The sequence below is a fragment of the Bradyrhizobium sp. UFLA05-153 genome (assembly GCF_054185185.1).
Genome location: NZ_JBBIAM010000006.1, coordinates 121,088 through 141,702, shown reverse-complemented (window position 1 = coordinate 141,702; position 20,615 = coordinate 121,088). Strand labels below are relative to the sequence as shown.

Below are 20,615 nucleotides of genomic sequence, written 5' to 3'. Positions count from 1 at the left end.
CGCAACCTTTGACCTCGGGATACATCTGAACTTACATTGTCGCACTTGGCAACGCCCCACCCTGCTTGAGGTCCGTCGTCTTGCGTATCCTGATCGTCGAGGATGACTTGTCGCTGGTAAAGGGCCTCAAGAAGGCCCTGACACACGCCGGCGTCGCCGTCGATCACGAAGCGAGCGGTACGGCAGCCATCGAGATTGCCCCATCCGAGGCGTATTCGCTCATCATACTCGACCTGGGCCTGCCGGATTTGCCGGGTCAGGAAGTGCTTCGCAGGCTGCGCAACAATGGCTGCGAAGTGCCGATTCTGATTCTCACCGCACTTGGGGAGGTCAAAGACAAGGTGAGATGCTTCAACCTCGGGGCCGACGACTATCTCACGAAGCCGTTCGACCTTGACGAGTTCGAGGCGCGGGTCAAGGCATTGGTGCGGCGCGGCAAGGGTCGTCTCGATCCGGTCCTGAAATGCGGGGCCTTGATGTTCGAGACCTCTTCTGCGACGGCGACACTGGCCGGCAAGCCATTGATTCTGCGCCGGCGCGAAGTCACCGTGCTCGAGATCCTTATGTCGCATGCGGGTCGGCTCGTGCGAAAGGAGCGGCTGATTTCCGAGGTTTTCGGCTTCGACGAGCCCGTAGCTCCGAACGCGATCGAACTCTACATCGCTCGGTTGCGGCAGAAGCTCGCTCCCGACGGCCCCATGATCAAGACGGTCCGAGGTCTCGGCTATCTCATGGAGGATAGGTGACACCGAAACGCGCACCGTCGCTGCGCCGCGCACTCCTGCTCAACCTGCTCATTCCAACTAGCGCGTTGGCTGCGGCCCTTGGCCTTGCCGGCCTGGTGCTCATCAACCAGACCATCGAAACGGCCTACGACCGTGTACTCGATGGCTCGGTGAAAGCGATCGCCGAGCGGATCGCCGTGGAAGACGGGGAGATCTCCGTCGATCTTCCACAAGTCGCTCTTGGAATGCTCGAAACGCGGGCCAACGACAGCGTCTACTACAGCGTTTCTTACGAGCAGACGCCAGTCACGGGCTACCAGGACTTGCCGCGCGCGGATCCGACCGCCATTCCGCTCGGCACCATCAAGCATTTCGACGCTCGCTACAAGGATATGTCGGTGCGCATTGCGGCCACGACTCAGGCCACCTATGGCAAGCCTCTGCCCGTCCTGGTTCAGGTTGCGGAGACGACGAAAGCACGAACCGCGGCGAAGCGCGAGCTTCTCCTCGCTCTCGCCGCGCTGGAAATCGGCATCATCGCCACCGCCGCCGCGCTGGGCTGGTTCGCGGTCCGTCGCGGACTTGCGCCGCTTGTGGATCTCGGACGTGAGATCGACGCCCGGCAATTCGGCACCGGAACGGGCCTCCGTCGGCTCGAGCTCGAGAACATTCCCTATGAGGCGCATCCGCCCGTTCGGGCGATGAATGAGCTCTTCGCGCGGCTCGAGGCCGCGATCCAGCTGATCCGTGATTTCATAGCCGACGCGTCGCACCAGATGAAGACGCCGCTTGCGTCACTGCGAGTTCATTTGGCGCTGCTGCAACGTGATGCGGGACACTTGCCCGACAATATCGATACGATTGCCGAGATCGAACGATCTACCAAACATCTCGATCGGCTGGTCGCCCAGCTTATCGCGATGGCCCGCGCAGAACAGGCCACAGTCACAGAACCCAGCTTTCATGTCACGCAGACCAATCTCGTTTCGAGCGCGAGCGAGGCAGTTGGAATGATGGCGCCATTTGCGGCAGTCAAGAACGTCGATCTGGCATTTGATACCGCCGTGGAATGCGCGCTCGTCAGCGCAGATTCCTCGACACTGCACGACATACTGACCAACCTGATCGACAACGCGATCCGGTACAACCGAGAAGGCGGGTCAGTCGTCGTCAGCGTGCTCGCACTCAGTGACGGATATGCAGTGAAGATCGCCGACAACGGACCCGGCATCGCTGCCGAGCATCGGGAAAGGGTATTCGATCGCTTTTATCGTGTTCCGGCGGCCGGTCGTCCGGCTGGTTCCGGGCTCGGGCTGTCCATCGTCCGGACCTTGCTGCGACAGGGTCGCGGCGCGATCGAACTGACGGACAACGTCGACGGCTGCGGCCTGGCCGTTACAGTGAGCTTCCCCGCAGGACCAATGCCCTGACCAGATCACTCCAGCGTCAAACGTCCATCGATCAGTCGCGGGACATGAAGCGGATTGCCGTCTTGCAACGCCGGAGGCAAAAGGTCCACGGGCAGATCCTGATAGCAGACCGGCCGCAGGAACCGGCGGATGGCGAGCGTCCCGACCGATGTCGTGCGCGAATCCGACGTCGCCGGAAACGGTCCGCCGTGCACCATCGCGTGCGCGACTTCGACGCCGGTCGGCTAACCCTTGACGACGATTCGGCCGGCTTTCCGTTCAATGACCGGAAGGAGAGCGCGCGCATCGTCGCGGTCGGCGTCATCGAGCTGTAGCGTGATCGTCAGTTGCCCCTACAGCAGCTCCAACACAGGGCGACAGGGCAGATGCTGCCTCACCCGGCGCAGGCGCTGCTTGCGTCGCTGCGCGGCCTTCTGAGCTCAAGCCCGATGAGTTTGGATTGAATCACTATCGCGCTTTGGGTTGATGAATTCATGGAAGCGCGGGCACCGCGCAGCGAGGAATCATTTCGGTGGAACCACGGTGACGAGATTGCGCGGCTTGCCGCCCCAGAAGGCCTCGATATTGTCCACGAGCTGGTCGGCAAGCGCCTGTACGGCCTCGCGGCTTGCCCATGCGACGTGCGGCGTCAGGATGAAGTTTGGCATTCCTACCAACTGCATCAGCGGATGATCGCTTGAGGGCGGTTCGACGGTAGCGACGTCGAATCCCGCTCCGGATACCTGACCGGAGCGGAGTGCATCGCCAAGCGCGACCTCGTCGACGAGGCCGCCGCGCGCGGTGTTGATCAGGAGTGGACGGCGTTCCATCATCGCGAATTCGGATGCCGCGATCATGTTGCGCGTTGCCGGCATCAGCGGCGCGTGCAACGTGATGACGTCGGATGTCCGCAAGACCTCTTCGAACGGGGTATAGAGCGGACCCATGCCCTCCACGCCTTTGTACGTGGAGAACAACACGCGCATTCCAAGTGCGCGGCCTATGTCAGCAACGGAGCGGCCCAGCGTCCCATCTCCGATGATGCCAAGCGTCGATCCGGCCAGGTCGCGGATGGGAAAGTCGAAATAGCAGAACTGGCCGGATTCATGCCAACGGCCATTGCGAACGGAATCGCGATAGGCGGTCAGGCTGCGACGTAGTGCGAAGATCAATGCGAAGGTGTGCTCCGGAACCGTGTTCACCGCATAGCCGCGAATATTGGAAACGGCGACGCCACGATCTTCGCACGCGCGGATGTCGACGACATCCGAGCCGGTCGCTGCAATGGCGATAAAGCGCAGGTTCGGCGCCGCTTCCAGCTCGGCACGTCGCACCGGCGCCTTGTTGGTGATCACGATATGGGCGTCCGCGATCCGTGCGGCGGCGTCCTTGGGTGCAGTCGCGCCATACTCCCGCAATTCATGCGGAAAGAACGGCTCCCGCAGGTGAACGTCTGGTGGCATCGTGTCCCGGTCAAGAAAAACAACGCGCACTGGTTCCGATATGGTCATCTTGGTCTCACGGTCAGTTGTCGAATGTGCCGGCCTTGCGCGCGGAGATTACGTGCTCCCGCGCCGGCTGGCGGTTAGCGAAGCAACCTCAATGCCAATTCAGCTGCCTTCTCGGCCGTGATGCCAAAATGGTCGAAGAGCTCGTCGCCTGGGCCCGACGCCCCGAAACTCGACATTCCGATGAAACCGCCACGCTCCCCAATCCAACGGTCCCAGCCCAAGCGCACCGCTGCTTCAATCGCGACCCGGATGCCCTTGCCGAGGACGCTCTCACGATAGGCTTCATCCTGCTCCTCGAACAATTCCCAGCACGGCATGGAAACAACCGAGGTCGGCACTCCCTTTGCCTGCAAGATGGTTCGCGCCGCCAGCGCGATCTGGACCTCCGAGCCCGTCGCGAGAAGAGTAACGCGCCGCGCGCCCTCTGCTTCAGCGAGTAGATAGGCCCCGCGTGCCGAGCGGTTCACCGAACCATCGTCGTCACGCACCGGCGGCAAGGCCTGCCGGGAGCAGATCATTGAGGACGGCCCGCGCTTGCGCTGCAGCGCGAGCTCCCAGCATTCGGCGGCCTCGACATGATCGGCCGGCCGAAAGACCGCCATATTCGGCATTGCGCGCAGCGCCGCCAGATACTCTACCGGCTGATGAGTCGGACCGTTCTTGCCGATGCCGATGGAGTCGTGGCTGTAAATGGTCACGACCGGCAATTCCATGAGCGCCGCCATTCGCAGCGCCGGCCGCATATAGTCGGAGAACACCAGATAGGTTGCGCCAAGCGGCAGCACGCCGCCATGCGCGGCCATGCCGTTCATCATGGCCCCCATGGCGTGCTCGCGGATACCATAGTGGACATATCGACCGGCGGGATTCTCCGGTGTGAAAGCGTGAAGCGAACGCTTGCAGCCGGTCGGTCCTTCGAGATCCGGTGCGCCTGCGATCAGTTCGGGGATCGCTTCGGCGAGCTGCGCCACGATGTCGGCGGTTGCCTCGTTCGTGGAGCGGTTCGGTCGTTCGACCGCGACCTTGCGGCGCCATGCGGCGAGGGTATCGATCCAGCCGCTTGGCAGATCGCCGGCCATCACACGCTCAAACAGGGTTCGCTTCTCCGGCGACATCGCTGCGACGCGCGCGCGCCACGCCTCGTATGTCGGCAAGTTGCGATCGAGTACGCCAGCCTTCCAGCCATCCGCAACATCGCCTGGAACCTCGAATGGTCCGGCGGTCCATCCAGCGGCCACACGCGCTTCCTCCAGATCCCTAGCGAACACACGACCGCCGTGGGCTCCGCGCTGTCCTTCCAGACGCGGCAAGCCCTTGCCGATGGTGGTGCGGCAAGCGATCATCGTCGGGCGCGGGTCTTCCTTGGCGAGCAGCAACGCCGCGGAAACCGAGTCGATATCGTGTCCGTTTGCATCGATGACATGCCAACCGGCGATGCGGAAACGCGCGCGGACATCTTCCGAGATCGAGAAATCCGTGTGACCGTCATCGGTCATCCGATTATCGTCCCAAAGGAAGCAGAGCTTGCCAAGGCGTAAATGGCCCGCCAGCGAAATCACCTCGTGGGCGATCCCTTCCTGGAGACAGCCATCGCCGACGATCGCGTAGGTGCGATGGTTGGCGATTCCATCGCCAAACGTTGCATTGAGCCAGGCTTCCGCGACTGCCATGCCGACCGCATTGGCGATGCCCTGCCCGAGCGGACCGGTCGTGACCTCGATGCCGAGCTCGGGCGCTCGTTCGGGGTGGCCATGCGTGTGCGAGCCCAGCTCGCGGAAACGCTTGATCTCTTCGATCGGAAAGGCGGCATAGCCCGACAGATGCAGCAGCGCATAGATCAGCATCGAGCCGTGACCGTTCGACAGGACGAACCTGTCGCGATCCGGCCAGAGCGGATCGAGCGGATTGCACTTGATATGCTGCGTGAACAGCGCGGTCGCAATCTCGGCGCAGCCGAGCGGCGCACCGGGATGACCGTCGGACGCCCTTTCGATGGCGTCGAGCGACAGGAAACGAATGGCATCAGCCATCCGCGTGTCCAGATCGGCCGACGCTTGCGCGACAGGTGAAGCAACGGAAGAGTGAACGGACATCGGAAAAATACCAGTTCGGCGCAGCCTCCGCCGAACGGAGGCTGCCGGGTCAAACGCGCGTCCGGCGCGTCACGGGAGGAATCCAGTCGAAATCCAGGGAACGAAAGCGACGACCAGGAGGCCAACCACCAGCGCAGCAAGATAGCTCCAGATGCGCTTGAGGCCGGCATTCGGATCGACCTGCCCGATCGAGCAGGCTGCGTAATAGCCAAGGCCGAAAGGCGGTGCGAAAAGGCCGATCCCCATCGCCAGGATCACGACCATCGCATAATGCACCTCGTGCACGCCAAGCTGCTTGGCGACCGGAAACAGCAGAGGCCCGAACAGCACCATGGCGGGGATGCCCTCGAGCACGCTGCCGAGCACGATGAACAGCGCAATCGAACCGACGAGGAAGCCATAATATCCGCCGGGAGCATGCGCGAGCGCCGTCGCCAGCGTATGCGAGAAGTTCGACTGCGTCAGCGCCCAGGACATGCAGGTCGCAGTGCCAATGATGAACAGAATGGTGCCGGACAGTGCCGCCGTTCCAACCAGCGCGGGATAGAGTTCACGCAGGTTGAACGAGCGGTAGACCATGATTCCGACGATGATCGTGTAGGCGATGCCGATCGTGGCAACTTCGGTCGCTGTCGCAACGCCCTCCGTCACGGCAGCGCGGATGACGATCGGCAGGGCCAAAGCGGGCGCTGCGATAACGAAACTTCGACCGATCTCGCGCAATGATGTCACACCGCGGTCGGTGCCGGCGCCTTCGGACATCCGACGCCGCGCGACCAGGGCGAGTGCAAGAGCGAGCACGATGCCGGGCAGAATGCCACCGGTGAAGAGCGCGGCAATCGACACACCGGTCACAGAACCGATGATGATCAGCACGATCGACGGCGGGATTGTTTCCGCCATGGCGCCGGAGGCCGCCAGCAGCGAGACCAGTTCGCCCTCATGAATGCCCCGCCGCTTCATACCTGGGAAGAGCACGGGTGCGACGGCCGCCATATCAGCGGTTTTGGCACCGGAAATTCCCGAGACCAGCAGCATGGCCCCGAGCAGCACATAGGCGAGCCCGCCTTCCACGTGGCCGACAAGTGCGGCGAGAAAGTTCACCATGGCCGCCGCCATCTTCGTCATCACGATGAGATAGCCGAGCAGGACGAACAGCGGCACCGCGAGCAGGATGAGCGAGCTCACGCCTTCGTCGATACGCCCCGGGATCACCTGCAGCGGCGTCGTGGTCGCGACCATGAGATAGGCGACGGTCGCAAGGCCGAAGCAGTAGGCAATGGGCACTCCGGCAAGAACGCCTCCGCCCAGAAGCAGTGCAAAGAACAGCAACAGATTCCAGTTGCCGATCGCAACGATCCAGGGACCGAGGGAGTAAAGACAGAGTGCCAGAGCCGCCAGAACCGCAATTGCCAGCAACAGTTCGCGAACTCCGAGCCGCATGCAGCGCACGAGACTGGCAGCCAGCATCAGCACCACGCCCGTCGGCACAGCCGCCGCGCGAACGCTGTCGTTCAGTCCGAGCGCGGGCGTCCATGCGAAGCTCTGATCCTCTGCGAAATCGATCGAAGGCGCGAGAATCAGCAGGAGAAAGAGCGCGGGCGCAGCCGTCGCCATTGCTTCGAGCAATTCCTGTGTCGCACCCGAAGTCCGCTCAACCAGTGCCGTCATGCGCATATGCTGGCCACGCCGGAGCGCAATGGCGGAGCCCAACATTGCAAGCCACAGGAACGTGATCGACGCCAGCTCATCCGACCATGTCAGCGGATTGTTGAAGACGAAACGCGACACGACGCCTGTGAGCAGGATAACGATCTCGGCCGTGACTGCGAAAGCGGCCAGCGGCTCGGTGATCAGCGTAAGCCATCGGTCCAGTATGGACGCCAGCGCCGGTCCCGTGGCGACGACCGCTGCGCTTTTGGCGTGGGCGATACTCATCCGAGCTTGCCAACCGCCTGCTCGAGAATCGTCCACCCCTTCTCACCGAACTTTGCGTGCCAGTCCGAATAGAATTTGGTCTTGGCAAGTGCGGACCGGAACACCGCTTGGTCGACCTCGACAAAATTGAGACCCTTGGCCGTCAGGTCCGACCGCAACGACTTGGAAAGCGCCGCGATATCGGCTCGCTCGTCTTCTCCCGCCTTGTTCAGCTCGCGTGTGACGATCTCCTGCACATCGGTCGAAAAGCGTGAGAACGTCCGGGGATTACCGAGAACGATGTAGGCGTCCCACACGTGGCTGGTGAGGCTGCAATACTTCTGCACCTCGTAGAGCTTGGCGGTGGCGATGATCGCGAGAGGGTTCTCCTGGCCTTCGACGATCTTGGTCTGCAACGCGGAATAGACTTCGTTGAAGTTGATCGGCGTCGGGCCGGCACCAAGCGCCTGGAACAGGTTGGTGAGAATCGGAGCAGGCGGAACCCGCATCTTGAACCCTTTGAGGTCATCGGGTGTCTTGATCTCGCGGGTCGAGGATGTGAGCTGGCGGAACCCGTTGTCCCAGGATTTGCACACCTGAAGCGTGCCGGTGTTCTCGATCTCGGCTTTGACGAACTTTCCGAGATCGCCGTCCATCGCCTTCCAGACATCGTCGTAAGAGGCGAAGGCAAACCCCGTGTTGACGATGCCGACGGTCGGAATCCGCGTGGCGAGAACCGAGGCACCGATATTGAGGAAGTCTACGGCACCATTGCGGATCTGACCGAGAAGGTCGATGTCGGAGCCGAGCTGATTGGCGGGAAACAGATTGATTTCAACGCGCCCGCCGGTCGCCTGCTTGATCCGATCGATGGCCTCGAGCGCACGCTTGTTGACCGGGTGGGACGGGTCCTGTCCGGTTGCGAATTTGAGAGTGAACTCCGCGGCATCACCGCGCTTTGACAGGATCGACACCAGCGGAATGGAGGCACCGGCGGCCAACACCGCACGGCGAGTCAGGCCCTTCTTCGTTTCCTTCGTCATTTCGTTCTCCCTAATGTTGTTTTGTGATGTGTATTGCGGAAGGTTGGTCCTTCATCGCCATTTTTTGACCGACGCGCAGATCGCCTCCGTCGAGATGCCATAACGGTCATGCAGCGTCGGCAGCGCGCCCGCAGCGAGGAATTCGTCCGGCAATCCGATATGATGGAACGCAGGATGGACGCGAGCTCGCATCAGGGCTGCCGCGACCGCCTCACCCAATCCGCCAATGACGGTGTGATTTTCGGCAACGACAACGAGCCGGCCCGGCTTGCGGCAGGTCTCCACGATCGTTTCGACATCGAGCGGCTTGATGGTTGGGACATGCAACACGGCGGCGCTGATGCGGTCGGCCTCAAGCTGCTTTGCAGCTTCCAGCGCGCGCATCGTGAGCAGGCCCGAGGAGATGAAGAGGACGTCGGCGCCATCACGGAGCTGCTTTGCCTTGCCGAGCTCGAACTTGTAACCGTACTCGTCGAGCACGAGCGGCACCTGTCCGCGTAACAGCCGCATATAAACCGGCCCCTGATGGGCAGCGATCACCGGCACCGCCTGCTCGATCTCGTGGGCGTCGCAAGGATCGATCACGGTCATGTTGGGCATCGCGCGAAGCAGCGCGAGATCCTCGGCGGCCTGGTGGCTCGGTCCGTAGCCGGAGGTGAGACCAGGAAGCGCGCAGGCGATCTTGACGTTGCGGTCTTCCTCCGCGATCGTCTGATGAATAAAGTCGTAGGCACGGCGAGACGCGAACACCGCGTAGGTCGTAACGAACGGCGTGAAGCCTTCTGCTGCGAGGCCTGATGCAGCTCCGAACAGGAGCTGTTCGGCCATGCCCATTTGATAGTAGCGGTCGGGAAATTCCTTCGCAAAGATGTGAAGGTCGGTATATTTGCCGAGATCCGCGGTCATCCCGACGATGTCGGGACGCTGCCGTGCGACCTCGATCAGCGCATGGCCGAACGGCGCCGGCTTTGTCCGCTGCCCTTCGGCAGCGATCGAGGCGATCATCGCCGAGGTGGTCAGCCGCGGTTTGGCAGCAGTAGAACTTGTCGTATTCGAGACCGGCTTCACGCACGCCTCCCTTCGTCGAGAGCTTCCAGCGCCAGCTTCCATTCGTGTGCATCCACACGCATAAAGTGATTGCGTTCGCGCGCCTCAAGGAATGGAATGCCCTTCCCCATCAGGGTATCCGCGATGATCATGCGCGGCCTTGCGCCCTCGTGCGTCCTGGCCGCATCGAACGCGGCAACCACCGCGTTGAGATCGTTGCCATCGACGCGCTGCACGAACCAGCCGAACGCACGCATCTTGTCCGCGAGCGGCTCAAAGCCCATCATCTGCTTGGACGGCCCATCGGCCTGCTGGTTGTTCACGTCGACGATCGCAATGAGATTGTCGAGATTGTAGTGAGCGGCGGACATCATCGCCTCCCACTTGGAGCCCTCGTCGAGTTCGCCGTCGGAAAACAGCGTGTAGACGCGGCTGTCGGAGCCCTTTCGCTTCAGACCCAGGCACATGCCGACGGCAATGCTCAAGCCGAGGCCGAGCGAGCCACCCGACATTTCCATCCCGGGCGTGTAGCTCGCCATGCCGGACATCGGCAGCCGGCTGTCGTCGAAGCCGTAGGTCTCGAGCTCGGCTTCCGGAACGATCCCGGCCTCGATCAGTGCGGCGTAGAGCGCGATGGCGTAGTGGCCATTCGAGAGCAGGAAACGGTCGCGCTTTTCCCAGGCAGGATCCTCGGGCCGGTAGCGCATGGCGTGGAAATAGGCCACTGCCAGCACGTCGGCGATGTCGAGGGCCTGCGCGATGTAGCCTTGGCCCTGCACTTCACCCATCCGCACCGCGTTGCGGCGGATACGATACGCGCGCTCTGCAAGGCTGGGCTCGTTGATGCGCGAAGCGGCATCTTCCATGAGTTCCCTCCCCTGCCCTAGTGGATGAGCATGCCGCCGTTGACGTCGATCACCGCGCCCGTCGTGTAGGCGGAGAGATCGGAGGCCAGGAAGAGATAGATGTTGGCAACATCCTGCGGCACGCCGAGCCTGCCAAGCGGGATGCCGTCGATAATCTCCTTGCGCTTTTCGTCGGAGATCTTGCCCGCGTTGATGTCGGTCTGGATCAGACCTGGCGTAACACAATTGACGCGGATTCCATCGGGGCCGAGCTCGCGCGCCATCGCCTTGGCAAGGCCGAGCACGCCGGCCTTGGCTGCCGAATAATGCGCGCCGCCGAGAATGCCGCCACCGCGCTGGGCGGAGACGGAGGACATGCAGGCAATCGCGCCGGACTTGCGGTTCCGCATATGCGGCATCACCGCCTGCGAAAGAAAAAGCACACCGCGCAGATTGACGTCTTGAATGCGGTTCCAATCCTCCGACGAAATGTCCCACACTTTGACCGGTTGGGTGATGCCGGCATTGTTGATCAGAATGTCGATTTGGCCGAACGCTTTGAGAACGTCGGCAACGGCGCGCTCACAGTCGGCCTTGTTGGTCACATCGCAGGCAACGCCGACATGGTTCGTGCCGAGCTCGGCTGCGGCGCCGGCCGCGCTCTTGCCGTCGATGTCGAGGATCGCAACGCGCGCACCATTTTGCGCGAACGTTTTTGCGGTAGCGAAGCCGATGCCGCGCGCCCCAGCGGCGCCAGAAATGATCGCAGTCTTGCCTGCAAGAAGCATACTTGTTTCCTCCGAGAGAGCTTGTTTGTTGGGGGCGGACTATGGTCGGGGCGGTGTGACGCGAAAATAGGCGAAATTTGCACTAATAGATGAACTGTGCTCACCTGTGGCATGTCCAAGCTTCCTCTCGGAGCGTTGAGAGTTTTCGAGGCTGCTGCACGCACCGGATCATTTCGCGCGGCCGCGACCGAATTGGCACTGACGCCGAGTGCAGTCAGCCACGCGATCCGAACCTTCGAAGATCAGATCGGAACGACGCTTTTTGAGCGGGAAGGACGCAATGTCCGGCTGAGTCCGGCGGGCGATGCGCTCTTGCGCCGGGTCTCCTGTGGATTCGACGAGCTAAGACATGGCCTCGAGGTCGCGAGCGCGCGCTCATCCAACTTGTTGCGGCTTCACTGTGCGCCGAGCATGGCGGCGCAGTGGCTCATGCCGCGGTTGCGAAGGTTGATAGAGGAACATCCTGAACTGGAGGTACGGCTGGCCGCCGGCGTCGACTATCCGCATTTTCGCAACGATGAGTTCGATGTCGACATTTGCTACGGGCCGCCGCGGCAAGAGGGATTGTCGGTGCTGCCGCTTGGCGAGGAGACCGTGCGCCCGATGTGCGCGCCTTCCCTCGCGGGCACGATCCGCGAGCCTGCGGATCTTTTGAAACTGGCGCTTATCGAAAGCGAGCAGAAACGCGTCCGCTGGAACGCCTGGTTCGCCGCAAACGGCCTTTCTGCACCAAGCCCTGGTGGATTTCGTTTTGACCGAAGCTTTATGGCTATAGCTGCAGCGACCGACGGTCTTGGCGTGACCCTGGAATCCACCCGGCTTGCCGAGCGCGAACTCGCGAACGGCCAATTGGTCGCCCCCCTTGCCGGCCACGCTCGAGATGTGACGTATGTGGGCCACTATCTGGTCTGCCCCCCGCAGGCGAAGCACAGACAATCGGTCCGCACGTTCACGAAATGGATCGCCGGGGAATTGGGCCTCTCAGGCCGCTCGAAGAATTAGGCGCTCACGACACCAGGCTCGAATTCGGCCAGCCCGTCGGATTACAGTCCGGCGCAGATCACCAACGTCCTGATCACCGCACCCCCCATGCATCACGGCCGCCCGCCGCAAAAGGTTAAGCGGAATTCTTGCAGACAGTGCGCAAAGCTAGTTAAGAGCCCGCGCTTACGGCACACGGCGCAGGACGAACGCCCGGGGAATCGCACACGATCTCAACGGAGAAAACGTCCACCGCGAAGCCGGCGATGGGACAATGGCCGGCCATTCGGGAGCAGAGGACGATCGCGGTTCCCCGATTGACGATTTTCGGACCCTGTGCATAGCGCTCTCCTCGGAGTGCCCAGGAGCAGACGAGTTCGGAGCCAAAGGGGCCAGATTCCGTCACGAAATCGACCCACCAACGCACCCGCTTTGCTTGACAGCCCGCCGCCCCCTTCCTTATATGCCGCGCGTTCGCGAGATGGCCGCTTCGGCCGTGCGAGCCCTGTGGCGGGGTAGCTCAGCTGGTTAGAGCACGGGAATCATAATCCTGGGGTCGGGGGTTCGAGTCCCTCCCCCGCTACCACGTATGACCCATTATTGATTGTGGTGGGCCTGCGCAGAGGGCCCCCGCCGATTAGCGCGGCAAGCTTGTCTTCGACCGAGACCTGGAAGCCTTGCCATGGCCCTTTCGGGTGGACGGTGACACCCTCACCCGAAATTCGCGCGCGAGGAAAGGCGAAGAAACGAGCCCTACTTCGGCCTCACATTGGGATCGCCGCCCGGGCTGCCGGGGGGCGGGATGATCGGGGTCTTGCCGACATCCGGCGCAGGCGCGCGCATTTCGGGGTCGACGCCTGTGGGCGGGCAGAGGACGCCGTCGGATTGCGCGAGCTTGTCGCCCAGTGGTTCCCTCGCCTGGCCGGTGGTCTGGCCATCGGGCTTCACGGTGCCGCGAGGGCGATCCGTCTGGGTCGGCGTGCAGTCGCTGGCGCGCTGCGGGGGCGGCGGCGCGGTCGCCTGCGGCGGCGTCGCCGGGCTGGGCGGAGCCTGTGCGATCGCAGGCCCGGAGGCTGCGATCAAAAGGCTTGCGAGAATGAGTTTCGATCTCGTGCGCATGGACGGAAAACGCGCGGGCCGCGCCGCGTGTTCCGCCTCTGAACATTACGATTTGCGGTAGCGGATCAGCGAGAAGTGCCCCATCGGCGGCATCGGCCGCCGCTCGGCGAGCGTGATGCCGCCGTGGCGCTTCTGCCAGTCGACGAGGCGGTCCCAGGGAAACTCCGGGCGCCAGCCGAGCCTGCGCGCGAGCGGTGCAAAAGCGAGTTCGAACAGTTTTCGCGGTCCGCTCTCGGCGCCGATGTGATTGACGAGGATCAGCTCGCCGCCCGGTTTCAGCACACGCACGAACTCGTCGAGCGTACCTTCGGGATCGGGCACCGCGGTGATGACATATTGCGCGACCACCGCATCGAAGAAGCCGTCGTGGAATGCAAGGTTCTTCGCATCCATCACGCTGAGCACCTCGACATTGCCGAGCTTTTCCGCACGCACGCGCGCTTGCGCCTTGCGCAGCATCGGCTCGGAAATGTCGACGCCACAGATTTTCGTCGAGCGCGAATAATCCGACAGCGACAGGCCGGTGCCGACACCGACGTCGAGAATGCGGCCGCCGATCTTGTCGGCCTCCGCAATGGTCGATTGGCGCCCCGCATCGAACACCTTGCCGAACACGAGATCGTAAACCGGCGCCCAGCGGCCATAGGCCTTCTCGACCCCGGCACGCGAGATATCTGCTGCCATGCCCCCTGCCCTGTAATTAGATTCTTATGTTGCGCATGATCTCCGCGCAAACGCGTTCCGCGTTTGTCGCGAGGGAAAACCGCTGCACACTTTTCCGGATCATGCGCTAGCCGCGCAGCGCTTCCGCGAACGGCCGCGCCGCATCGCTTGCGACCTTCGCGGCCGCGCTCTGGATAAAGCCGCCGCCGAGCACGCGCGCCTGCCCCGAGGGCGCATCGTAGAACACGCAGGCCTGTCCCGGCGAGACGCCCTCTTCGCCGGCGACGAGTTCGACCTCGTAATGGCCGTTGCCGCCGCGCAGCCACGCCGGCTGCGGCGCGCGGGTCGAGCGCACGCGCACGAACATCTCGAGGCCGCCGCCGATGGCGCGATCGATATCGCCGTTGCCGATCCAGTTGACGTCGCGCAGCACGATGCGGTGCATCTTCAGCGCATCGCGCGGCCCGACCACGACGCGGCGGGTCGCGGCCTCGAGCCGCACCACGTAGAGCGGTGAGCCGGAGGCGATGCCGAGCCCGCGACGCTGGCCGACGGTGAAATTGGCGATGCCGTGATGCTGGCCGATGACGCGGCCGTCGAGGTCGACGATGTCGCCGGGCTCCATCGCATTGGGACGCAGCCGGGTGATGATGTCAGTGTAGCGCCCGGTGGGCACGAAGCAGATGTCCTGGCTGTCGTGCTTGTCCGCAACGTTGAGGCCAAAGCGGCGGGCGAGCTCGCGCGTTTCGGGCTTGGTCATGTCGCCGAGGGGAAAGCGCAAGTAGTCGAGCTGCTCGCGCGTGGTCGCGAACAGGAAATAGCTCTGGTCGCGCTCGCTATCTGCAGCGCAGACCAGCGCGCGGGAGCCGTCGGCGAGGCCACGCGAGGCGACATAGTGGCCGGTGGCAAGCGCGACCGCACCGAGCTCGCGCGCGGTCTTCAGGAGATCGCGGAACTTGACGGAGCGGTTGCACTCGATGCATGGCACCGGCGTCTCGCCGAGCGCGTAGCTATCGGCAAAATTGTCGATGACGGACTCGCGAAAGCGGTCCTCGTAGTCGAGTACGTAATGGGGAATGCCGAGCTTGGCGGCAACGTCGCGCGCGTCGTGGATGTCCTGGCCGGCGCAGCAGGCACCCTTGCGATGGGTCGCCGCACCGTGGTCATAGAGCTGCAGCGTGATGCCGACGACGTCGTAACCTTCGGCCTTCAGCAGCGCAGCCGTCGTCGAGGAGTCCACGCCGCCCGACATGGCGACGACGACCCTGGTGTCCTGCGGACGGCCTTCGAGATCCAGACTGTTGCGCATGGTTCCGGCTGTTGAATGCGACTTGCTGCAGAAGTGTTCCGCTGGCCCCGCGTTGATCGGTCGGGAAAGGGGCGGTCTCAGGGAACGGAAATAGTTCCACGAGGTCGGCTTGCCCGGTCGAAAGCGGCTGAGAGCTACCCTTTAATATAGGCCGTATTCCCGTGAAGCAATCGCAGGGGAGACTTTCGCCACGCGCTTAGGGCAATTCTTGCCGGGAGGCAGAAATGGGCCGTGTTTCCGAGGTCTTCACCGTGGCACGCGGAATGCGTCAAGCATTTGATTTTATTATATAAAGCCACTCTTAGCCGGGCTGGCCCACTCCTTGCTAACCCCTTGTCTCGAGTTCATTGCAAGGGGCGTGTCCGTGGTCAGCGTGACGTCAGATGTAGCCGCAAGCGTGTCGGTCCAGACCGCGCCGCCGAAACCTGCCCGCTCGCAGGGGTCGACGGCGAACGACCCGTTCGGCGCGCTCGTCGACAGCAACACGGCGGCTGCCAGCAGCACGCCGAGCACGACCTCGGACCCGGCACCACGCCGCACAGACAGCACGTCATCGTCGTCCTCCACCGAAAAGAGCACGCGTGACACCTCCTCGACCGATCCGTCGTCGCAGAGCAAATCGACCGATACGACCGACAGTTCGACGTCTGCCGCCAGCGATACACCGGCCGCCCCCACCAAGGCGACCGACAAGACCAAAGGCAAGTCAGACGCCTCCGGCACGAAATCGGCCGAAAAATCCGACGACAGCAAGGGCGACAAGACCGAGGACACGGACGGCCTGGCCACCGCCATTCAGGCCGATCCCACGCAGGCAGCCACCGCACCGACTGCAACGCCCGATCCGAATGCCATCGTCGTCGCGGCCCCGGTCGTACCGGTCGATCCGAACGCGGCCGCCAGCCAGGCTGCCAGCAATTCAAGTTCACCGCTGACAATCGCAGCCGCCGGCATCGCCGCGAGTGCCTCGACCGCGGCGCAGATCGCTACGCCGGCCGTCAAGACCGACGCGACCGGCGACAAGACCGCCGCGACCGCCGATGCCGGCACCGCCGCGAAAGCCGCGCTGACGGATGCGGCCGCCGCCGCGACAACCGACGCGTCGCCAACCGATCCACAAGCACAGGGCGCTCTGACCGCCACTGTTGCCCAGGCGACGCCCAAGACCTCGTTCAAGGCGGCCGCCACGGCACAACAGAACGCCGACGTTTCCAACGTCGGGCAGGATCCGAGCAAGACGAGCACGACCGGCACGACGCCCAACCAGGCGGCGATGGCCACGAATCCGAACGCGGCCGTGCATCCGCAGGCCGTCAGGCCGCAGGTCGAGGGCAACACGACCGAGGCCAAGGCCGATGTATCGGACAAGACCGCTCCGGCCGCGCCCGCCGCGGTATCGACGCACGACCACACGGCAGCAACTCAGACGCTGACGAGCACGACGGACACCAGCGCCCAGGCCGCTGCCGCAGTGCAGGCTCCGCAGACCACGACGACCTCGGTCGCCGGCGCATCGACGGCGACGCTGACCGCGACCGCGGCGACCGCCACCGCCGTGCCGATCAGCGGGGTGCCGGTCGAGATCGCCGCGGCCGCGCGCGCCGGCAAGACCCGGTTCGACATCAGCCTCGATCCGGCCGAGCTCGGTCGCATCGACGTGCGCATCAACGTCGACCGCAACGGCCAGGTCACCTCGCATCTCACCGTCGAGAAGCCGGAGACGCTGTCGATGCTGCGACAGGACGCGCCGCAGTTGCAGCGCGCGCTCGACGATGCGGGCCTCAAGACAGGCAGCAACGGCCTGTCGTTCAGCCTGCGCGACCAGAATTCATCCGGGCAGAACTCGAGCAACGGCAACGACAACGGCAGCAATTCCCGCCGTCTGATCATCAGCGACGAAGACGCAGCTCCCGCCGCGCCCGTGGGACGCGGCTACGGCCGCATGCTCGGATCGAGCAGCGGCGTCGATATCAGAGTGTGAGGAGTATTCGACATGACCACCACGAATGCCGCCACTGCCCCTTCAGTCGTTTCGGGCACGACCCAGACGTCATCCTCGTCGTCCTCGTCGAGCTCCAGCCTGAGCTCGACCACCGGCTCGACGCTGGCGGGTAATTTCCAGACCTTCCTGACGCTGCTCACGACGCAGCTCCAGAACCAGAACCCGCTCGATCCGCTCGACACCAACCAGTTCACCCAGCAGCTCGTGCAGTTTGCCGGCGTCGAGCAACAGCTCAAGACCAACACCGAGCTCTCCACGCTGGTGACGATGCAGCAGACCGCGCAGGCGACCCAGGCGCTGAATTTCGTCGGCAAGACCGCGGTGGTCGACGGCACGACCGCGACGATGACCAGTTCGTCGGCGACCTGGCACCTCAATGTCCCCTCCAACGCAACAGTCGACATCTCGATCGCCAACTCCAGCGGCCAGACCGTGTTCACCGGCAAGTACACCGCCGGCGCCGCCTCCGACATTCCGTTCACCTGGAACGGCCAGGGCAATGACGGCACGCAGTGGCCCGACGGCAAATACACGATCAGCGCAACCGGCAAGGACGCCTCGGGGAATTCGGTCGGTGTCGCCGCGCAGGTTCAGGGCACGGTGTCTTCAGTCGACCTGACGCAGTCGCCGCCCCTGCTGACGATCGACGGGAGCACCTACACGGTCAGCCAGGTCAAGAGCATCGTCAGCAGCAGCAATTAAAGCGGCGCGCTGCCGGAGCAAATTCAGTGTCGTCCTGGCGAAGCCAGGACCCATAGCCACCGAAAGTCGTTTTGACGCGAAGGCGTAACCCCGAGTCTTCGCAGGAACTACTCCCTGGGGTAATGGGTCCTGGCTTTCGCCAGGACGACGTCGAGGGGCTTTGCGACATCGCGTGCAGGCCTCGCCAGTTAGTAAAGTATTTACCTTCTACCCCGCTTGGCCGGTTGGAGACCCCCGTCTCGCCCGCCGGGCCGCTCGTGTTCCAGCCATTTTCAACGAGAATTGTATTGAAGCCTTAGGCTTAGCCAATTTTTAAGCCGACCGGCGTAGGGTTATGGCGTGAGTTCAGTGGTTGAGAGTTTGTGAGTACGCCATGACAGAACCCCATCGCCCGAGGGTGAAATACGTCATCGGGCCGGACGGCAGCCCTTTGACGATCGCGGATCTGCCTGCACCGGGGACCAAACGCTGGGTCATCCGACGCAAGGCTGAAGTCGTTGCCGCGGTCCGAGGAGGCCTCCTCTCCCTCGAGGAAGCCTGCAGCCGTTACACCCTGACGGTCGACGAATTCCTCTCCTGGCAGTTTTCCATTGACCAGCATGGTCTGGCCGGACTGCGCACCACGCGCATCCAGCAGTATCGCCAGTAAGCGATCTGGAAATTCGCCAAGTTTGACGCAAATCGGCCTCGCTCTGCGAGGCCGATTTTTTTCATGTCGCGACTTTTGTCCCACCTCTTAATCTTCGTTAACCATATCGAAACCATCACCTAGGCAATAATTGCCCAGTCGGCTTGCCGGTTGCAGGCCGAATCTGGCGGGGCGATTGCTTGCAAGGTCTGTTGGACTTCCTGAAAGGTATCGGCGCCGCCCGGTTCGGGGCGATGATCGCGGTCACCGCCGCACTCATCGGCTTCTTTGCCTTTGTCATCATGCGCGTGACCACGCCGCAGATGACGACGCTGTTCACCGACCTCAGCGTCGAAGATTCCTCCAGCATTATCAAAGACCTGGAACGTCAGGGCATCCAGTTCGAGCTGCGCAATGAAGGCAGCATCATCATGGTGCCCAAGGACAAGGTCACGCGACTGCGCATGAAGCTTGCCGAAGGCGGCATGCCCAAGGGTGGCGGCATCGGCTACGAGGTGTTCGACAAGTCGGACGCGCTCGGCACCACCAGCTTCGTCCAGAACATCAATCATCTGCGCGCGCTGGAGGGCGAGCTCGCCCGCACCATCCGCGCGATCGACCGCATCCAGGCCGCCCGCGTCCACCTCGTCCTGCCGGAACGCCCGCTGTTCTCGCGCGAGGCGCCCGAGCCGTCGGCCTCGATCGTGGTGCGGGTCCGCGGCTCGCTGGAGGCGCAGCAGATCCGCGCCATCCGCCATCTCGTCGCCTCCGCCGTCAACGGGTTGAAGCCGCAGCGCGTCTCGATCGTCGACGAATCCGGTCAGTTGCTCGCCGATGGCGCGGCGAGCGATCCCGAGCAGGCCGTCGGCGACGAGCGCCGCACCGCGTTCGAGAAGCGGATGCGCAAGCAGGTCGAGGACATCGTCTCCTCGGTGGTCGGCTCGGGCCGCGCCCGGGTGCAGCTCTCCGCCGATTTCGACTTCAACAAGATCACCCAGACCTCCGACAAATTCGATCCCGAAGGCCGCGTGCTGCGCTCGAGCCAGACCCGGGAAGAGAGCAGCCTTACCGCCGACAACAACGGCCAGGTCACCGTCAACAACGAGCTACCGGGTAATTCATCGGGCGGCACCGCGGTCGCGGCCCGCGACCAGAGCAAGAAGACCGAAGAAACCAACAATTACGAGATCTCCCGCACCACCAAGACCGAGGTGACCGAGGCCGGGCGCGTCAACCGCATCTCGGTCGCGGTCCTGGTCGACGGCATCTACTCCAAGAACGACAAGGGCGATCTGGTCTATCAGGACCGCACCAAGGAGCAGCTCGACCGCATCGCCACGCTGGTGCGTTCGGCGATCGGCTTCGACCAGAAGCGCGGCGACCAGGTCGAGGTCGTCAACCTGCGCTTTGCCGACGCGCCGTCGACCGCCCCGATCGCCGAACCATCGGGCTTCCTCGGCATGCTCCAGTTCACCAAGGACGACGTGATGTACTTCGTCGAGCTCGGCGTGATGATGCTGCTCGGCCTCGTCGTGATGTTCATAGTGATCCGGCCGCTGGTGAAGCGAATCCTTGCCTCCGACGAGGTCGCGGCCTTGACCAGCGCGCTGAGCGCGCCCGCGCTGACCGACGAATCCGCTTCCGCCTCGGGCGGCGGCCACGCGCTGGTCACGAGCGGCAACGCCACGGCGAGCGCGATCGACGTCGCCACCGTCCAGGGTCAGGTCCACGCCCAGTCCGTTCATCGCGTCGGTGAGCTCGCCGAGCGCAACCCCAATGAAACCGTCGCCATCATCCGCCAATGGCTGAGCGAACCCGCGAAATGATCGAGAA

General features: G+C 63.4%; 17 protein-coding genes, 1 tRNA gene and 1 pseudogene. 8 read left to right on the top strand and 11 right to left on the bottom strand.

Annotation, left to right across the window (positions count from 1 at the left end; genetic code table 11):
• Positions 1-80: 80 nt before the first annotated feature.
• A complete protein-coding gene (locus Q2941_RS06480) occupies positions 81-746 on the top strand; it encodes a response regulator transcription factor (protein WP_027523216.1) in 666 nt (221 codons plus the stop codon).
• A complete protein-coding gene (locus Q2941_RS06475; RefSeq protein ID WP_458191966.1) occupies positions 743-2,155 on the top strand; it encodes a sensor histidine kinase in 1,413 nt (470 codons plus the stop codon). Before Q2941_RS06480 ends, Q2941_RS06475 begins: the two co-directional genes overlap by 4 nt.
• Positions 2,156-2,160: 5 nt before the next feature.
• Here Q2941_RS06475 and Q2941_RS06470 read toward each other — a convergent pair.
• The 8 genes and pseudogenes from Q2941_RS06470 to Q2941_RS06435 form a co-directional block, all read right to left on the bottom strand.
• Positions 2,161-2,487, bottom strand: a pseudogene (locus Q2941_RS06470) (aldehyde dehydrogenase (NADP(+))); the annotation flags it as partial.
• A 171-nt stretch (positions 2,488-2,658) separates the two neighbouring features.
• A complete protein-coding gene (locus Q2941_RS06465) occupies positions 2,659-3,645 on the bottom strand; it encodes a D-2-hydroxyacid dehydrogenase (RefSeq protein ID WP_458191965.1) in 987 nt (328 codons plus the stop codon).
• A gap of 74 nt (positions 3,646-3,719) precedes the next feature.
• Entirely contained in the window at positions 3,720-5,675 is a 1,956-nt protein-coding gene (gene tkt / locus Q2941_RS06460; protein WP_458191964.1) for a transketolase, read from the bottom strand.
• A 132-nt stretch (positions 5,676-5,807) separates the two neighbouring features.
• A complete protein-coding gene (locus tag Q2941_RS06455; protein WP_458191963.1) occupies positions 5,808-7,676 on the bottom strand; it encodes a TRAP transporter large permease in 1,869 nt (622 codons plus the stop codon).
• A complete protein-coding gene (locus tag Q2941_RS06450; protein WP_027523211.1) occupies positions 7,673-8,698 on the bottom strand; it encodes a TRAP transporter substrate-binding protein in 1,026 nt (341 codons plus the stop codon). The genes Q2941_RS06455 and Q2941_RS06450 overlap by 4 nt, the downstream gene beginning before the upstream one ends.
• A gap of 51 nt (positions 8,699-8,749) precedes the next feature.
• Positions 8,750-9,703, bottom strand: coding sequence for a transketolase family protein (locus Q2941_RS06445; protein ID WP_051389757.1), 954 nt, complete (start codon positions 9,701-9,703; stop codon positions 8,750-8,752).
• 59 nt (positions 9,704-9,762) lie between these two features.
• A complete protein-coding gene (locus Q2941_RS06440) occupies positions 9,763-10,611 on the bottom strand; it encodes a transketolase (protein ID WP_027523209.1) in 849 nt (282 codons plus the stop codon).
• A gap of 17 nt (positions 10,612-10,628) precedes the next feature.
• Positions 10,629-11,378, bottom strand: a complete 750-nt coding sequence (locus tag Q2941_RS06435) for an SDR family NAD(P)-dependent oxidoreductase (protein ID WP_027523208.1) — start codon at positions 11,376-11,378, stop codon at positions 10,629-10,631.
• A 111-nt stretch (positions 11,379-11,489) separates the two neighbouring features.
• Between Q2941_RS06435 and Q2941_RS06430 the strand changes: the two genes are divergently transcribed.
• Both Q2941_RS06430 and Q2941_RS06425 read left to right on the top strand, forming a co-directional pair.
• Positions 11,490-12,380, top strand: a complete 891-nt coding sequence (locus tag Q2941_RS06430) for a LysR substrate-binding domain-containing protein (RefSeq protein WP_027523207.1) — start codon at positions 11,490-11,492, stop codon at positions 12,378-12,380.
• A 488-nt stretch (positions 12,381-12,868) separates the two neighbouring features.
• Positions 12,869-12,945, top strand: a tRNA-Met gene (locus tag Q2941_RS06425).
• A 167-nt stretch (positions 12,946-13,112) separates the two neighbouring features.
• Here Q2941_RS06425 and Q2941_RS06420 read toward each other — a convergent pair.
• The 3 genes from Q2941_RS06420 to mnmA all read right to left on the bottom strand — a co-directional run bounded on the left by Q2941_RS06420 (position 13,113) and on the right by mnmA (position 15,450).
• A complete protein-coding gene (locus Q2941_RS06420; RefSeq protein WP_027523206.1) occupies positions 13,113-13,478 on the bottom strand; it encodes a hypothetical protein in 366 nt (121 codons plus the stop codon).
• 45 nt (positions 13,479-13,523) lie between these two features.
• Positions 13,524-14,162, bottom strand: coding sequence for a class I SAM-dependent methyltransferase (locus tag Q2941_RS06415; RefSeq protein WP_027523205.1), 639 nt, complete (start codon positions 14,160-14,162; stop codon positions 13,524-13,526).
• A 106-nt stretch (positions 14,163-14,268) separates the two neighbouring features.
• Positions 14,269-15,450, bottom strand: a complete 1,182-nt coding sequence (gene mnmA, locus Q2941_RS06410; protein ID WP_027523204.1) for a tRNA 2-thiouridine(34) synthase MnmA — start codon at positions 15,448-15,450, stop codon at positions 14,269-14,271.
• A 364-nt stretch (positions 15,451-15,814) separates the two neighbouring features.
• On the opposite strand from mnmA, the gene Q2941_RS06405 reads away from it, so the two are divergent.
• The 4 genes from Q2941_RS06405 to fliF all read left to right on the top strand — a co-directional run bounded on the left by Q2941_RS06405 (position 15,815) and on the right by fliF (position 20,608).
• A complete protein-coding gene (locus tag Q2941_RS06405; RefSeq protein WP_458191962.1) occupies positions 15,815-17,431 on the top strand; it encodes a flagellar hook-length control protein FliK in 1,617 nt (538 codons plus the stop codon).
• A gap of 12 nt (positions 17,432-17,443) precedes the next feature.
• Complete coding sequence (locus Q2941_RS06400) at positions 17,444-18,154, top strand: flagellar hook assembly protein FlgD (RefSeq protein WP_458191961.1); 711 nt, start codon at positions 17,444-17,446, stop codon at positions 18,152-18,154.
• Positions 18,155-18,527: 373 nt separating this feature from the next.
• Positions 18,528-18,803 (top strand): CtrA inhibitor SciP, encoded by a 276-nt coding sequence (gene sciP / locus Q2941_RS06395; RefSeq protein WP_002714638.1) that lies wholly within the window; start codon positions 18,528-18,530, stop codon positions 18,801-18,803.
• A gap of 179 nt (positions 18,804-18,982) precedes the next feature.
• The gene (fliF, locus tag Q2941_RS06390; protein WP_458191960.1) at positions 18,983-20,608 is read left to right on the top strand and encodes a flagellar basal-body MS-ring/collar protein FliF; all 1,626 of its coding nucleotides are present in this window, start codon (positions 18,983-18,985) and stop codon (positions 20,606-20,608) included.
• Positions 20,609-20,615 lie beyond the last annotated feature (7 nt).

What these genes read in the sequence shown, in the direction of transcription:
- Q2941_RS06465 (WP_458191965.1), bottom strand. Translation starts at nt 3,645, where the DNA reads ATGACCATATCGGAACCAGTGCGCGTTGTTTTTCTTGACCGGGACACG.
- tkt (WP_458191964.1), bottom strand. Translation starts at nt 5,675, where the DNA reads ATGGCTGATGCCATTCGTTTCCTGTCGCTCGACGCCATCGAAAGGGCG.
- Q2941_RS06455 (WP_458191963.1), bottom strand. Translation starts at nt 7,676, where the DNA reads ATGAGTATCGCCCACGCCAAAAGCGCAGCGGTCGTCGCCACGGGACCG.
- Q2941_RS06450 (WP_027523211.1), bottom strand. Translation starts at nt 8,698, where the DNA reads ATGACGAAGGAAACGAAGAAGGGCCTGACTCGCCGTGCGGTGTTGGCC.
- Q2941_RS06445 (WP_051389757.1), bottom strand. Translation starts at nt 9,703, where the DNA reads ATGATCGCCTCGATCGCTGCCGAAGGGCAGCGGACAAAGCCGGCGCCG.
- Q2941_RS06440 (WP_027523209.1), bottom strand. Translation starts at nt 10,611, where the DNA reads ATGGAAGATGCCGCTTCGCGCATCAACGAGCCCAGCCTTGCAGAGCGC.
- Q2941_RS06435 (WP_027523208.1), bottom strand. Translation starts at nt 11,378, where the DNA reads ATGCTTCTTGCAGGCAAGACTGCGATCATTTCTGGCGCCGCTGGGGCG.
- Q2941_RS06430 (WP_027523207.1), top strand. Translation starts at nt 11,490, where the DNA reads ATGTCCAAGCTTCCTCTCGGAGCGTTGAGAGTTTTCGAGGCTGCTGCA.
- Q2941_RS06420 (WP_027523206.1), bottom strand. Translation starts at nt 13,478, where the DNA reads ATGCGCACGAGATCGAAACTCATTCTCGCAAGCCTTTTGATCGCAGCC.
- Q2941_RS06415 (WP_027523205.1), bottom strand. Translation starts at nt 14,162, where the DNA reads ATGGCAGCAGATATCTCGCGTGCCGGGGTCGAGAAGGCCTATGGCCGC.
- mnmA (WP_027523204.1), bottom strand. Translation starts at nt 15,450, where the DNA reads ATGCGCAACAGTCTGGATCTCGAAGGCCGTCCGCAGGACACCAGGGTC.
- Q2941_RS06400 (WP_458191961.1), top strand. Translation starts at nt 17,444, where the DNA reads ATGACCACCACGAATGCCGCCACTGCCCCTTCAGTCGTTTCGGGCACG.
- sciP (WP_002714638.1), top strand. Translation starts at nt 18,528, where the DNA reads ATGACAGAACCCCATCGCCCGAGGGTGAAATACGTCATCGGGCCGGAC.